The sequence below is a fragment of the Kitasatospora sp. NPDC032150 genome (assembly GCF_055579945.1).
Map to the genome: position 1 here is coordinate 61,036 of NZ_JBVIMH010000014.1, position 14,248 is coordinate 75,283.

General features: G+C 72.4%; 14 protein-coding genes and 1 pseudogene. 11 read left to right on the forward strand and 4 right to left on the reverse strand.

All coding sequences use genetic code 11. The features are described from left to right. Nucleotides 1–20: 20 nt before the first annotated feature. Complete coding sequence (locus tag ACZ5ON_RS18215) at nt 21–203, reverse strand: hypothetical protein (protein ID WP_465593061.1); 183 nt, start codon at nt 201–203, stop codon at nt 21–23. A gap of 236 nt (nt 204–439) precedes the next feature. Between ACZ5ON_RS18215 and ACZ5ON_RS18220 the strand changes: the two genes are divergently transcribed. After that, nucleotides 440–802, forward strand: a complete 363-nt coding sequence (locus ACZ5ON_RS18220; RefSeq protein WP_465593064.1) for a hypothetical protein — start codon at nt 440–442, stop codon at nt 800–802. A gap of 57 nt (nt 803–859) precedes the next feature. On the opposite strand, the gene ACZ5ON_RS18225 is transcribed toward ACZ5ON_RS18220, so the two are convergent. Continuing rightward, nucleotides 860–3,565, reverse strand: a complete 2,706-nt coding sequence (locus tag ACZ5ON_RS18225; protein ID WP_465593067.1) for a SpoIIE family protein phosphatase — start codon at nt 3,563–3,565, stop codon at nt 860–862. A 1,797-nt stretch (nt 3,566–5,362) separates the two neighbouring features. Here ACZ5ON_RS18225 and ACZ5ON_RS18230 point away from each other — a divergent pair. The 3 genes from ACZ5ON_RS18230 to ACZ5ON_RS18240 all read left to right on the forward strand — a co-directional run bounded on the left by ACZ5ON_RS18230 (nt 5,363) and on the right by ACZ5ON_RS18240 (nt 6,809). Then, the gene (locus tag ACZ5ON_RS18230; protein WP_465593070.1) at nt 5,363–5,584 is read left to right on the forward strand and encodes a hypothetical protein; all 222 of its coding nucleotides are present in this window, start codon (nt 5,363–5,365) and stop codon (nt 5,582–5,584) included. 330 nt (nt 5,585–5,914) lie between these two features. Further along, nucleotides 5,915–6,466: a hypothetical protein gene (locus ACZ5ON_RS18235; protein WP_465593072.1), complete on the forward strand. Its 552-nt coding sequence runs from the start codon at nt 5,915–5,917 to the stop codon at nt 6,464–6,466. A 13-nt stretch (nt 6,467–6,479) separates the two neighbouring features. Then, entirely contained in the window at nt 6,480–6,809 is a 330-nt protein-coding gene (locus ACZ5ON_RS18240) for an FAD-dependent monooxygenase (RefSeq protein ID WP_465593075.1), read from the forward strand. Between the two features lie 2 nt (nt 6,810–6,811). On the opposite strand, the pseudogene ACZ5ON_RS18245 reads toward ACZ5ON_RS18240, so the two are convergent. After that, nucleotides 6,812–8,250 (reverse strand): annotated as a pseudogene (locus ACZ5ON_RS18245) (amidase). Nucleotides 8,251–8,365: 115 nt separating this feature from the next. Here ACZ5ON_RS18245 and ACZ5ON_RS18250 point away from each other — a divergent pair. Together ACZ5ON_RS18250 and ACZ5ON_RS18255 are read left to right on the forward strand one after the other, a co-directional pair. Beyond that, complete coding sequence (locus ACZ5ON_RS18250; RefSeq protein ID WP_465593078.1) at nt 8,366–8,968, forward strand: TetR/AcrR family transcriptional regulator; 603 nt, start codon at nt 8,366–8,368, stop codon at nt 8,966–8,968. Nucleotides 8,969–8,998: 30 nt separating this feature from the next. Then, complete coding sequence (locus tag ACZ5ON_RS18255; protein ID WP_465593081.1) at nt 8,999–9,238, forward strand: hypothetical protein; 240 nt, start codon at nt 8,999–9,001, stop codon at nt 9,236–9,238. Nucleotides 9,239–9,284: 46 nt separating this feature from the next. Here the strand turns inward: ACZ5ON_RS18255 and ACZ5ON_RS18260 are convergent, their stop codons facing one another. Beyond that, a complete protein-coding gene (locus tag ACZ5ON_RS18260) occupies nt 9,285–9,419 on the reverse strand; it encodes a hypothetical protein (RefSeq protein ID WP_465593084.1) in 135 nt (44 codons plus the stop codon). 140 nt (nt 9,420–9,559) lie between these two features. On the opposite strand from ACZ5ON_RS18260, the gene ACZ5ON_RS18265 reads away from it, so the two are divergent. From ACZ5ON_RS18265 to ACZ5ON_RS18285, 5 genes are all read left to right on the forward strand, one after another. After that, a complete protein-coding gene (locus ACZ5ON_RS18265; protein ID WP_465593087.1) occupies nt 9,560–10,144 on the forward strand; it encodes a TetR/AcrR family transcriptional regulator in 585 nt (194 codons plus the stop codon). A gap of 76 nt (nt 10,145–10,220) precedes the next feature. Further along, nucleotides 10,221–11,441 carry an MFS transporter gene (locus tag ACZ5ON_RS18270; protein ID WP_465593090.1) on the forward strand — a complete coding sequence of 407 codons (1,221 nt, stop codon included), beginning with the start codon at nt 10,221–10,223 and terminating at the stop codon, nt 11,439–11,441. A 50-nt stretch (nt 11,442–11,491) separates the two neighbouring features. Then, nucleotides 11,492–12,424, forward strand: a complete 933-nt coding sequence (locus ACZ5ON_RS18275; RefSeq protein WP_465593093.1) for an MBL fold metallo-hydrolase — start codon at nt 11,492–11,494, stop codon at nt 12,422–12,424. A gap of 140 nt (nt 12,425–12,564) precedes the next feature. Beyond that, nucleotides 12,565–12,774 (forward strand): hypothetical protein, encoded by a 210-nt coding sequence (locus ACZ5ON_RS18280; protein WP_465593096.1) that lies wholly within the window; start codon nt 12,565–12,567, stop codon nt 12,772–12,774. Then, on the forward strand, nt 12,761–14,152 hold the full coding sequence (locus ACZ5ON_RS18285) for an amidase (RefSeq protein WP_465593099.1): 1,392 nt from the start codon (nt 12,761–12,763) through the stop codon (nt 14,150–14,152). The genes ACZ5ON_RS18280 and ACZ5ON_RS18285 overlap by 14 nt, the downstream gene beginning before the upstream one ends. The last annotated feature ends 96 nt before the right edge of the window (nt 14,153–14,248 follow it).

The following is a 14,248-nucleotide window of genomic DNA, read 5'->3' on the forward strand; positions in this document are numbered from 1 at the left end:
CCCGGCCTGGATGGAGACCGTTAGTTGACGGTGAAGGAGTAGTCGTACGGCGCCAGTTGGACGCCATCCTCGGTGGTCGCGTAGACCTGCAAGTCGTACCAGCCGCTCTGGCTCGGGGTCCATGAGATCTGGGCGGCACCATGGGCTCCCGCGGTGACCGTGGTGCCCGGGGCCCAGTTGAAGGAGTAGGTGTAGCCGGCCACGTCAGCGCTCCTCTCCCTTCGGGGTGAAGGTGAACGTGCCGGGCACCCCGGTCCCTCCGCTCGACCCGTTCTCGGTGTAGACGTCCGAGGCCACGGTCGGGGTGGTCTTGTGCGGGCCGCGCGTTCACCGTCGTCGGCCGCTCGGCCGTGACCGGCCTCCCGCCCGCCGCCGGGCGCGCCCCGCCACGCGCCCCGCCCACTACTGCGCGCTCGCGGAGACCCCGCTGAGGGTCGTCGTGGAACAGACCCTGGCCGCATTCGGACGTACCCTGCTCGCCGTCGGCGGCGGCTACCTCTCCGGGTACGACGACGGCATCAGGCAACGCCTGGCGCACGAAGGCATCGGCAGGCCGCGCAGGGCGAGGAGGGAGGCGGTGGTGATGGCGGCTGCGGTGATGCCGATGGCGACGGTGCGGCCCGGCTCGGGGTTGTTTTGCCAGACCATGGCGAGGGTGGCGGTGGATCAGGCGGTCCAGGTGAGGCGGGCGAGGGTCGTCCGGAAGGCGAAGGCGAGAAAGCTGGCGGCCAGGCCGACGGTCTTCCAGATGCTGTACGCGGTGGCGCTCAGCGGCAGGCCAGCGGTCCCAGCCTGCAGGTAAGGGCGTCGAGGCTGCGGTCCTGCCGCAGCCTGTCGAGGGTCGGCAGCGTCCGGGGGGTTATAGCAGCATCGCCTCGAACTGGAACTCGGGTGCGGTCAGTGGTTGCTCGGACCAGATGACCTTGCCGCGGGCCGTGTACCTGGTTCCCCACCGCTCGGCCATCTGGGCCACCAGGAACAGGCCCCGGCCGCCCTCGTCCGTGGTGGTGGCGTAGCGCAGGTGTGGGGCGGTGCTGCTGCCGTCGGAGACCTCGCAGACCAGGCTGGTGTCGCGCAGCATGCGGACGCGGATCGGCTCGGTGCCGTAGCGGATGGCGTTGGTGATCAGTTCGCTGAGGATCAGTTCGGTGGTGAAGGTCAGCTCCTCCAGGCCCCAGGCGGTCAGTTGGTCGGTGCATGCGTTGCGGATGCGGGAGACGGCGGCGAAGTCGTGGGGTACGTTCCAGGTGGCCACCTGATCGGGCTCGAAGAGGCGTGTGCGGGCGATGAGGAGTGCGATGTCGTCGCTCGGGCGTGGTGGGACCAGCGTGTCGAACACGGCCCGGCAGGTGTTCTGCGGGGATCCGTCGGCATGGTGGTCGGCCAGAGCGGCCTGCAGTGCGGTGAGTCCGTTGTCCAGGTCGCGGTCGCGGTCAGTGACGAGCCCGTCGGTGTAGAGCACCAGAGCGGTGCCGGGTGCCAGCCGCAGCTCGGTGGTTTCGAAGGGCAGGCCGCCGACGCCGAGCGGTGGCCCGGCGGGCAGGGCGACGAACTCCACGCTGCCGTCGGTGTGCACCAGAGCGGGAGGTGGGTGGCCCGCCCGTGCCATCGTGCAGTGTCCGGAGACCGGATCGTAGATCGTGTACAGGCAGGTGGCGCCCGTGACGGCGGTCTGCTCGCCCTCGATGTCGCCTTCTCCTGCGGCCGCCTCGTCCTGGTCGAGCCGGGCGACCAGTTCGTCGAGGCGGGCGATCAGTTCGTCCGGGGGCAGGTCGAGGGTGGAGAAGTTGAGTACGGCGGTGCGCAGCCGGCCCATGGTGGCGGCGGCGTGCAGGCCGTGGCCGACGACGTCGCCGACGACGAGTGCCACGCGGAAGCCGGGCAGCGGAATGACGTCGAACCAGTCCCCGCCGACCTCTCGCCGCGCCGGCAGGTAGCGGTAGGCCACCTCCATGGCGCCCTGCTCGGGCAGCCCGCGGGGCAGCAGGCTGCGCTGCAGCGTTTCGGCCATCCGGTGTTCGCGGGTGTAGCGGCGGGCGTTGTCGACGGTGATCGCCACGCGGGCGACCAGTTCCTCGGCGAAGGAGACGTCGTCCTCCCCGAACGGCTCGGACTTTCCCGCGCGCCAGAAGTTGACCGTGCCCAGGGTCAGGCCGCGTGCCTTGAGCGGCGCGGAGATCATCGAGTGGACCCCGTACGCGAGAATCCGGTCGGCGGTCTGCGGGTCGCGCGCCCGCCAGGCGTGCGCCTGGCGAAGGTCGGCGGCCAGCGTGGCGCGCCCGCTCGCCAGGGCGATCGCCTCCGGGGTGCCGGGCAGCGGGCTGATCTGCGAGCCCACCGGGTAGAACAGCCGGTCGTCGCTGCCGCCGCTGCCGTCGCTGCCGTCGCTGCCGCCGCTGGCGGCGGCGCGGCGGATCCGCGGGCCCTGCGCGGTGCCCGGGTCCGGGAGCGGCTCGTCACCGCGCAGCACCGGCTCGGCCAGCTCGACCGTGGCGAAGTCCGCGAACCGCGGAACCGCCACGTCGGCGAGCTCCTGGGCGGTCCGCGCCACGTCCAGGGTGGTGCCGATCCGCACCCCCGCGTCGTAGAGGAGCTGCAGCCGGGCCCGCGCCGTCTCGGCCTGGCCGGCCAGTGCCCGCAGCTCGGTGGTGTCACGGATCGTCGCGACACTGCCGGATCCTCCGCCGAACGGTTCGGTCGGCCGGCTGTTGACGGCGAGCAACCGGTCCTTGGCCAGGTGCACTTCGTCGGTGGCGGCCCGCCCGGATGCCAGCAGGTCGGCCAGCCCGGGATCGAGCCCGAGTTCGGTGACCGGCAGCCCTTCGACATCGGGCGGCAGCTCCAGCAGCCGCCGGGCTTCGTCGTTCGCCAGCAGTACCCGTCCGTCCCCGCCGACGATCAGCACGCCCTCGCGGACCGCGTGCAGCACCGCGTCGTGGTGCTCGTACATCCGCGTCATCTCGGCCGGGCCCAGGCTGCGCGTCTGACGGCGCAGCCGCCGCCGCACCAGTGCCGCCCCGGCCATGCTCACGGCGAGCGCGGCCGCCGCACCACCGAACAGGACCGGTAGCTGCCGGTTCACGGCGCTGGCTGTGTTCTCGACGTAGTAGCCGACCTGGATCAGGCCGGCGACCGAACCGTCCGGCCTGGTGACCGGCGCGGTGGTGTCCACTTGGACTCCCATCGGTGTGTTCTCGACCAAGCTGAGCGGCCCCTTCAGGGCTTCCCAGTGAAGGCCGTAGACGTATTTTCCGATCAGCTCGGGATGGTCGGTGGAGGCGTAGCGGATCCCGTTGATGCCGAAAATCACGATGTAGTCGAAGCCGCCGCGGTTCTTCACGTCCACGGCCAGTGGCTGCAGCGCCGCAGTGGGATTGGCGCTGTCCAGAGCGGCCGCCGCTCCGGGATAGTGAGCCAAGATGATGGCTGCGGCATGCGTGCGGTGTTCCGCATCACTCGTGGCGTAGTTCCGGGTCTGCAAGATGAGCGCGGTCAGCGCCGCGGCGACCAGCAGCACCACGACGACCAGCAGCCACAGGAACACCTGCCCGGCGACAGTATTCACCCTCAGCCGCGAGCGCAGCCCATCCCGGGCGGACCGGCGTTTCCTCGGTGCGCCCGGTTCCGTGTTCCCAGGGGCATGGCTGTCCACTCTGTGCATCCCGCCCGTCCCCGCACGTTCGGGTCGTGACTCCTCCACGCTGCCACCCCGTTTGGAGATGTGCATGTTCCAAGCCACCGGAGCGCCGGACAGACCGCCAGGCAGGTCGGCGCCCTGGGGTCGGCGGCCGGGGTGCCAGCAGGCGAGCCCGCGACCCGCCAGGGCGTGCTGGATGGAGATCGACGTGCCTGTGTCTCACCTGGCTGATCACCTGGCAGTGGACATGCCGTGGCCCGGCCGTGGTGGCTGGAGTCGGACGGCCGCGTCGAATGGGCGCAGCTGCCGCTGGGGACCGCGTTCGAGGGTGAGCAGTTCGGCCGGGGGGCGGGCGCAGCGGGCCGGCTGGGCGGAGCTCGAACAGGAACAGCGGGACCTGTTGACGGCGACCGGCTTCGAGGAGGACCAGGAGCTGGCGGCGTTCGTGGAGCGGAAGGGGCACTCGAGGGTCCCGCGGACGCACAAGGAAGGCGGGACGTCGCTGGGCACCTGGCTGAACAGCCAGAACCTCCGATGGTGGGTGGGTTCGGCCGGGTGGGGCGTGACGTCCGGCCCCGGGCCGGGAGCGGGCCGGGGGCGTGGTGGTGGGCACGGTCAGTGCCCGGACTCGTGGCACCCGCACTTCGGGGCGGACTCCCAGCCGTCGGGGGTGCGCTTGGTGACGGGGCCGGTGCCGGGGACGCCGCACCGCCCCTGCCGTCGCCAAGCCTTCCCTCGCCGAGTTCCTCGAACAGACCTCGCCGGCGGCCCGGGCCCGCCAGGCCGCCGCCACCACCATGCCCGTCCACCCCCTCCTTGCCCCGCTGCTCCCGCACGGCGGCCTGGCCCGCGGCACCGTCGCCGGGGGACGCGGTGGCCGCCCGACCGGTGCCTGACACTGGGGGCGGTCGTACAGGTATGGCGTCGAGGCCGAGCCACCCCTCTTCTTGCCGCCGGGCTGACTGGCGGGAAGGCGGGTCATCGCCGTTCCGCCATCGTCGACCCGCAACCGGTGCCCGCCGGCCTCCAGGGCCCGGGATACCGCCGCTGCGGCCGACACCGGACGCAGCGCCGGTCGCGGTGCGGGCGGCGTGTAGGGGGCTGTACGGTCGGCGCCGGGTCATCGACGACCAGCCGGGGCGCTGGTGCGCAGCACGAGATGCAGTACCCGTCGGTGAGCTGCGCGGCGCTGTGGCCGCATCCCTGGCAGCGCAGTCCCTACACAAACCCGCTAAAACGGGACGTCTCACCCGAGCCTGTCACAGAGGGCCGCCTGCCAAGGGACGCCTGGGCCATCTTCTGATCATGCAAGATGTGGGCTCGGTTTGCTCACCAATCGGCGCTGACTTGATCAGCGACCGGGAAGGCGGCCGCTTCTGGGTCTGCTTGCGCAGGGCAGTGCCGCCGGTGGGCCGGGATCGGGTCGTGCTCCGGCTGCCCGGTGGCTTACCAAGGTCCGCGACAACGACCCGGCCTTCGCAGACGAGGGGCCCGCCGACCGCACGGTGCACTGGTGGCGCCGGGCCTACCCCGGCCACACCCGCCCCGCCTGTCGGCGGGGAGCTGCTCGTACAGCTGCTGCGCGAGTAGGTCGACGCCTGAGGCGAGCAGGTCACCGCCTGAAGGGTCGCAGGTCCAGGGGCGTTCGGCGCCACTCAACCGGGGTGCGTTATCGTCACGTCTGCCGGAACGTCAAAAGACGTGGACAGAAGCAGGGAGAAGGCCGTGCGCGAGTACTTTGAGCGCGAGGAGATCATCGAGCGGGACGGTTTCTTCGGTGGGGAGGAGATCATCGAGCGCGAGGAGATCGTCCGCCGCGACGACTTTGGGCGCGAGGAGATCGTCGAGCGGGAGCGGGTCGTCGAGCGTGACGGCATCTTCGGCGGCCTGTTCGGCGGCGACGAGGTCATCGAGCGCGAGGAGATCATCGAGCGCGACTTCTTCTGAGTCGCCGCATCGGTTGAACCGCGCCGAGGCCGACGGGCCGTCCGGGTACCGACCGTACTCGGACGGCCCGTCGGCCCGTCGGCCTGTCAGCCCGTCGTCCTGACCGGCCCTCCGTCCGGGGCCGACTGGCGGCGCAGGTAGTCGCGGACCGGGGAGTTCGGTCGTGCTGGACACCCCTCCCATTGTCCGCCCGCGCCGCCTGCCGGAGGGGCCCGCTAGCCTCACCGGCCATGAACATTGACGGGACTCTTGACGCTCTGTTCGCCGCGCTGCCCGCGCTCGATGCCGGTGAACTGCCGACCGACGGCACCCCGTTCCGTTCGGATCGAGATGGACTTTGGCGGCGCGGAGACCGCCAGGTTCGGCTCCCCGTTCGGCGGGGAGTCGGTGGGCGGCCCGGCGGGCAAGGGACCGCGGCCGGTTTACCTGGTGCTGGACGACGTAGCCGGGGAGGTGCGCGCGGTGCTGTCGCAGTACGGCGACACCCGCCCGGTGGAGGTGGACTGGGAGGAGGGCGGCTACCGGGTGGCGACCGTCTGCGGCCTGCTCGCGCTGTACGGACGCGAGCTCAACTCGTGGCAGGACGCGGTGATGCCGATGACCGGCTGGGCGCTGGGCGTGCTGCGCCGGCGGCCGCCCACCTCGAAGCTCTGGGACCGGGCCGCCGAGCCGACCGAGGGCATGGCCAAGGACCGCTTCGACCCCGAGAGCCTCGACCTCACCACCGAGCCCGGCGACTTCGCCGAGGGCTGGCTGCTGCTGGACGACCCGGCCGGCCTGGTGCCGGGTTGCTTCGTCGACCCGGACGGCTACTCGCTGGTGCCTTGCCCGGACGCCGACGGCAAGGACGTCGCGGCCCTCGTGTTCCGCGTGTTCCCCTGAGGCCGCCATCGGCATGGCCGCCGCCTTCCGTCGGGGCCGGGTCCTCCTGGCCGGCGACGCGGCCCACGTGCAGAGCGCCGCCGGGGGCCTGGGCATGAATACCGGGATTCAGGATGCCCACAACCTCGCCTGGAAGCTCGCCGCCGTCCTGCACGGTCACTTCGCTCCGTCCCTGCTGGACACCTACGAGCCCGAACGCCGTGTCGCCGCCGAGGCATCCCTGGCCGTGTCGCGCCTCCTGCACCAGGGCTACCTCGCGCAGGCGGGCGACCCGAACCAGCAGGTCCGCCACCGTCGAGCGAGCCGCCTGCTCGGCGACCCGACCGGGGTAGAGGCAGGCTGAGCTCAGGTGGTCTGCTGCGCGCCCGCCCAGACAGCGGGGGTCCGCAGCGCCCAGGGGGCGGCCTGCTCCAATTGCCCGGCGAGCCGGAAGAGCAGGTCCTCGCGCCCGTACCCCGCGGCGAACTGGATGCCGATGGGGAGTCCGCTCGCGGGGTCGCTCTCCACCGGGACGGACATCGCCGGGGTGCCGGCCACGTTGAACGCGGCGGTGAACGGTGAGCGGTGGAGGACCTGCCGGATCCAGCCGAGGCCGTCTGCGCCCTCGGCCCCCGCGGCGTACGTGCCGAGCGGGACTGGCAGTTCGGGCAGGGTTGGCGTCAGCAGCAGGTCGTGGCCGGTGAAGTACCGGCCGATCGCGCGCGCGACGCTGTTGCGCATCGCCAGCGCGTGGACGAACTCGGCCCCGCCGACCCGCTGTCCGTAGGCGTAGCTTGCCAGCGTCTCGGGTTCCAGGGTGGTGGAGTCTACGGGCCGTCCGAAGGCTGCGGCGAAGCCGTCGATCCAGGTCGCCAGGTTGGTGCTCCAGAGGCGGGCGTTGGCCAGGACGAACTCCTCCCAGTCGACGCCGAGTTCGACGCTGACCTCGGTCACGCGGTGTCCCAGTGACTCGGCGAGTCGGGCGGCGCGCAGCGTGGCGTCGAGGACGGCGCCGTCGACGGCCCGGCCACCCCAGGGCTGCGTGACGAGCCCGATCCGCAGACTGCCGGGCGAGCGGGTGACCTCCTGCGCGTAGGGCCGCTCCGGCTGCGGGGCCGTGTAGGGGTCGCCGACCTCGGGGCCGTGGACGAGGTCCAGCAGCGCGGCGCTGTCGCGCACCGAGCGGCTGAGGACGCCGTGGACGGCAAGCCCGTTGAAGACCTCGTCCGCGTCGGGGCCCATGGATGTCCGGCCGCGGGTCGGCTTCAGTCCGAACAGGCCGTTGGCGGCGGCGGGGACGCGGAGGGAGCCCGCCGCGTCCGTGGCGTGCGCGAGCGGGACGATGCCCGCGGTTAGCCCCCGCTGGAGCCGCCGGGGCTGAGGGCCGGGTCCCAGGGGTTGCGGGTGGCGCCGTACAGGACGCCTTCGGTGGTGGTGCTGTACGCGAACTCCGGGGTTGCCGTGCGTCCGAGCGTCACCAGTCCGGCGCGGCGGAAGCGGGCCATGAGCGAGGAGTCGGCCCCGGCGACGTTCCGCGCGGCGAGCCGGCTGCCCAGCTCGGTGCGCTTGCCGGCCATCGCGATGGCGAGGTCCTTGATCAGGAAGGGCACCCCGGCCAGCGGCGTGCTGTCGGGCGTCGGTGCGTCCTCGGCGGGCCAGGTCTCCACGACGGCGTTGAGCTGCGGATTCACCGCGTCGGACGCCAGCTGGGCGGTCGCGGCGAGTTCCGCGGTGGTCACCTCGCCGCGGGCCACCAGCTCGGCCAGGCCGATGCCGTCGTAGGTCGCGTACTCGGAGAGCTTCATCTTCGTCCGTTCCGTTCCGCTCGGGAGGCTCGACATCCAATTCGCCATACCGATCGGTATCTGATGAGACCGATCGGTATCGCAAAGGACTGGTCGGTACCGTAGCATTGCCGCCGTGGACAGAGTCAGCAGGCAGAGCCGGGTGGCCAAACTGCCGCCCCGGGAGCGGATCCTCGACGCGGCGGAGGAACTCTTCTCACGCGAGGGGATCAAGGCGGTCGGCGTCCAGGCGATCGCCGACCGGGCCGCGACCACCAAGATGGCGCTATACCGGCACTTCGCGACCAAGGACGCGCTGGTCGAGGAGTGGCTGCGGATCGTCGCCGCGGACTACACCGCCGTGTTCGACCGGCTGGCGCAGCAGCACCCCGACGAGCCTCGGGAGCAGATCCTGGGCATGGCCCGGTTCATCGCCGACGGGCTACCGGGGCTCTCCCACCGGGGCTGCCCGTTCATCAACTCCCTCGCGGAGCTGCCCGACCGCACTCACCCGGCACGGCGGCTGATCGAGGCCCACAAGGCCGGCCAGCTGCGCCGTCTTACCGAACTGTGCACCCGGGCCGGGCTGCCCGACCCGGACGAGGCTGCCGCGGAGCTCACCTTCCTCCTCGAGGGAGCCCAGGTGAGCGCCCAGAACGGCAGCGTCGGGCACGCGGGCGAGCGGCTGATGCGCATTGTCCGCTCCCTCCTGCTGCGGGACGGAGCGGATGCGGCGTAGCAGGTGGCTGCGGGTCAGCCCAGGATGGCGTTGAGCTCGCTGTACGTGAGTCGTCTGCGCTTCCGAGTCGAACGGCCCTCAGCAACCGACGTCTACGGCACCGGGGACCTCGGCTGCCGAGCCGTGCTCCGCACGCGTTTCCCGGTGCACGCGCTGGCCTTCCATCCCACGGCGCCGCTGCTCGCCGTCGGCGCCGGGGAGCACGACGGCGGGTACTTCTTCGAGGGCGAGCTGCGTAGCTCCCGCGGTGACTCCCGCTGTGGCTCCTGATGCCGGCACCTCCGCCCCGAGCGTGGGGTGCCGTGGCGTCGGGAGGTCAGGTGCTGAGCAGGTCGGTCGAGACCGCCCAGAGGCGCTGGGCGAGAGCGGGATCGAGTGCCCACTCCTTGACGCCGTGCGGATGCCGGCACGGTGTAGGCCTCCTGAGAATGGAGCCGAAGGTGCGTTCCACCGGCTCCTTGGCGGCAGGCTGGCGCGTCCGTCCGGGTCGCATGCCGGCGCCGCGTCGCGGCCGGGTGGGATCAGCTCTCGTGGCGGTTCGACCAGGTCGATGTCCAGTCAGACGCAACTTCTTCGCATTAAACTGTGTGCATGAGTGCCCGAGCGACCACACGCCCCGGCGGGCGCAGTGCCCGCGTCCAGCAGTCCGTGCACCAGGCCGTCCGTGATCTGGAGGCGGAGGTGGGGCGGGATGCGCTCACCGTGCCGCTGATCGCCGCCCGCGCGGGAGTGACGCCGTCCACCGTCTATCGGCGCTGGGGGGACCTGCGGGAACTGCTGTCCGACGTCGCCGTCGAGCGGTTGCGCCCCGACACCCCGCCGGCCGACCACGGCAGCCTGCGGGCGGACCTGGAGGCGTGGGCCGTGCAGTTCGCTGAGGAGATGTCCTCGACGGCGGGTCGCACGTACATCCGCGACGCCCTGCTGGGGGACCCCGAGCAGGGCAATGCGGCTCGCTGCTCCGACTACGCCGCCGAGCAGTTGAAGGCGGTCGGCGTGCGCGCGGCCGGGCGCGGGGAGGCCGTGCCCGACGTTGAGACCCTCCTGGACGTCGTCGTCGCCCCCCTGATGTATCGGATCCTGTTCCGCCCCTCGGACCTGTCCGCGGCCTACACCGACCGCCTGGTGGCAGTGGCACTCGGCCGCGTCGCACCCCTTCCGCCCTCTAAAAGCTAAATATTTGCGTTCCGGGGGGCCGCGGGTCTAGAGTGCTTAATGCAAAGCATTCGCCTTAAGGCTCGGAGGTGCATCCATGGCCAGCGTCACAGCTCTGCCGTCCCGTCCCCGCCGCCTGCCCGTGCTGAGCCGTCGCGGCGCTTTCCCGCTGCACGCCTCGGTCCTGGTCGGCCTGCTGGCCGCCTCCAGCGCACCGACCCCGCTCTATGCGCTCTACCAGGCCGCATGGCACTTCTCGGCCATGACTCTCACCGTCGTGTTCAGCGCCTACGCGCTCGCCCTGCTGGTGGCGCTGTTGACCGCGGGCACGCTCTCGGACCACTTGGGCCGGCGCCCGGTCCTCACCGCGGCGCTGCTGGCGGAAGCAGCCGCGATGGCCGCATTCGCCACTGCACAGGGGGTGCCGGCGCTGATCGCCGCCCGGATCCTGCAGGGGCTGGCTACCGGAGTGGCCACCAGCGCCGCCGGAGCCGCCCTGCTCGACTTCGAGGACCCCGACCGACCGGGCCGGGCAACGGCCGCCAACGGCATCGCCCCCGTGGCCGGCATGGCGGCCGGCGTGCTGGCCGCCACCGCCCTCGTGCAGTACGCCCCCGCCCCCACGCGCACCGTCTACCTGCTGCTGCTCCTACTCTTCACCGCGCAGGCGGCCGCGGTCCTGCTCACCCCCGAGACCGCCCGACCCAGCTCCGGCGCCTGGCGTTCACTGCGCCCCACGATCGCCGTCGCCCGCGCCTCCCGGCCGGCCATGGCGCTCGCCGCGCCCGGCGTCGTCGCCGCCTGGGCCCTCGGCGGCTTCTACTCCTCCCTCGGCCCCTCGCTCGCCCGGCTCATCGCCCCGCACGCCGCCCGCGCCACCGGCGGCCTGGTCTTCTTCACCTTGACGGCCGCGGCCGGCCTCGCCGGTCACTCCGCCCGGGCGCTGCCCGCCCGTGCTGTGAGCCTCGCCGGCACCGCGCTCCTGATCCCGGGGGCCCTGCTGACCCTGAGCGGCCCGCACCTGCACAGCCTGCCCGCGCTGTTCGCCGGCACCGCCTTGGCGGGCGCGGGCTTCGGCGCCGTCACCCAGGGCGCCCTGCGCCTGCTGCTGCCCCCGGCCGCCCCGGGCGAACGCGCCGGCACGCTCGCCGCCTACTACGTCCTCAGCTACCTCGCCATGAGCGGCCCCGCCGTTCTTGCCGGCCTGCTGACCAACCTGTTCGGCCTGCAGACCGCCGTCTCGCTCTACGCCGTGACGGCCATCCTGCTGACCCTGATCGGCCTCGCCCGCGCCGGGCGGCAGCCGCGCACCGCCTGACCGAGTCCTGCCTTCCCGCACCGCACCGTCCCATCCGAAAGGACCCACCGATGAGCACTGTCCCGCCCCGTCGGGCCACCCCCTTCACCAGCACGGGATGGAGCCTCGGCGACATCGCCGTACGCCGCGTCGACGAGATCGGACTGCCCCGGCAGACCGGACCCTGGCTGCTGCCGGGCGCCACCAAGGAGGTGCTCGACGAGGCGCCGTGGCTGCGCCCCGACTTCGCCGACGCCGATGTCCCGCGGCTGGCGAGCCACAGCTTCGCGGTGGAGACCGGCGGGCTGCGGATCGTCGTGGACACGGGCATCGGCAACGGCAAGATCCGCGCCAACCCGGCCTGGAACGGTCTCGGCACCGACTTCCTGGAACGGCTGACGGCGGCTGGCTTCCCGCCCGAGTCCGTGGACCTGGTGATCACCACGCACCTGCACACCGATCACGTCGGCTGGAACACCCGCCTCGTCGGTGGGGACTGGGTCCCCACCTTCCCCAATGCCCGCTACCTCACCAGCCGCACCGAATGGGACCACTGGGCCGCCACCGACCTGGACGAGGCCCGCACCCAGATGTTCCGCGACTCCGTCCACCCCATCCGCGACGCCGGGCAGTACGACCTCGTGCCCGTGCCCGAGCAGGGGCACGAGGTCGCGCCGGGCGTCCTCCTGGTCCCTGCTCCGGGCCACACCCCGGGGCAGGTCGCCGTGGAACTTCGCGGCAGCGACCGCCGGGCGCTGATCACCGGCGACAGCATCCACCACCCCGTGCAGCTGTCCCACCCCCACGTGAACAGCTGCGTCGACATCGACCCGGCCCAGGCGGTCCGCACCCGCGGCCGGCTGCTCGACGCCCTGGCGGACACCGACGCGCTGCTCCTGGGCACCCACTTCCCGCAGCCCACGGCCGGCACCGTCCGCCGGGAGAACGGCCGCTACCGGCTGCTCGCCGAGCAGGGCGTCGAGATCCCGGCCACCGCGGCCTGATCACGCGGCCGGTGCCGCCCGGCCGCCCCCGCACGGGCCGCCGAGCAGCCGCGGCGCCTGCAGTCACCTAAAGCGAACCCTTGGCCTTTAGGGCCCCGGTTACTCCACCGTTCCAGCCTTGACCGAGAAGGAGAACATCCATGTCCGCCGTCGAACTCACACCACCGGAGGCCGCCCGCTGGGCCGCCCGCACCGGACTCGTGCTGCCCGCCGAGCGCCACGCCGCGGTCGCCGCGGTCGCCAACCACATCCACAGCGTCGTAGCGGTCCTGCGCGAGCTGGACTTCGCGGACGTCCCGCCCGCCGCCGCCTACCGCGCCGGAGAGGAGAAGCACGATGCAGCCGTATGAGCTGTCCCTCGCTGCTGCCGCGGACGCGATGCGTGCCCGCCGACTGTCCCCCGTCGAACTGGTCGACTCCGTCCTCGATCGCATCGAGAAGGTGGAGCCGCACCTCGGCGCCTACGTCACGGTCGCCGCGGAGCAGGCGCGCCGGGCGGCGAGCGAAGCCGAACACGAAGCGGCGCAAGGCCGTTACCGGGGACCGCTGCACGGCATCCCGATGGGGCTCAAGGACCTGATCGATGTCAGCGGGATGGCCACCACGGCCAGCTCCCGGGTCCGCGCCGACCATCGCGCGACAGCGGACAGCACGGTCGCCGCGCGTCTGAGCGCAGCCGGCGCGATCCTGCTCGGCAAGACCCACACCCACGAGTTCGCGTTCGGCCTGACCACCCCGCAGACCCGCAATGCCTGGGACCGCGGCCGGGTCGCCGGTGGCTCCAGCGGCGGCTCCGCGGTCGCCGTCGCGTCGGGCACCGCGACCTTCGCCCTGGGCACCGACACCGGTGGGTCGATCCGGGTGCCCGCCGCGCTCAACGGGGTCGTCGGCCTCAAGCCGACCTACGGTCTCGTCCCCCGTCACGGCGTCACCTCCCTGTCCTGGTCGCTGGACCACGTCGGCCCGGTCACCCGCACCGTCGAGGACGCAGCCCTGGTCCTGAGCGCGCTGGCCGGACACGATCCGCGCGACCCCGCCTCGCTGTCCGTGCCCGCCGCGGACTACCGGCCCGGTGCCGGCACGGACCTGACGGGGCTGCGCATCGGCCTGCCGCGCACCTACTACTTCGACAACGTCCACCCGCAGGTGGAGACCGCCGTTCGGCACGCCATCGGGCAGCTGGAAGCCCTGGGCGCACAGCTCGTCGAGGTCGACATCCCGATGACCCGTTACATCCAGGCCACCCAGTGGGGCCTGATGGTGCCGGAGGCCGGCGCCTACCACGAACGCAGCCTGCGCACGGTCCCCGAGCTGTACCAGGAGGACGTCCGCATCCTCCTGGAGGCAAGCGAGTTGATGAGCGCCGGTGACTACGTACGCGCTCAACGCTCCCGCACGCTCATGCGCGCCGAGTGGGCACGGATGCTGGAGGAGGTCGACGTGATCGCAGCCCCGAGCGTCCCGATGCCCGCGGTCGGGGCCGACGAGGAGACGGTCACCTGGCCCGACGGCACGGTCGAGAGCGTCTCCGACGCCTACGTGCGCCTTTGCGCCCCCGCCAACATCACCGGAGTGCCCGCCCTGACCGTTCCGGTCGGCCACGACTCGGCGGGCATGCCGATCGGTATGCAGCTGCTCGGCCGGCCCCTCGGTGAGCCCACGCTCCTGCGGGTCGGGCACGCGTACGAGCAGACGCAGCCCGCTCGGGCACTCGCCACAGCGGCCTGAGTGACGGGCCAGGGCCGACTACAGGGCAGAGCCGCCGGCTGGACACACCTGGCCCGGGAGGCCGGCTACGCGAGCCGGCCCCTGCTGCTCTTCCGG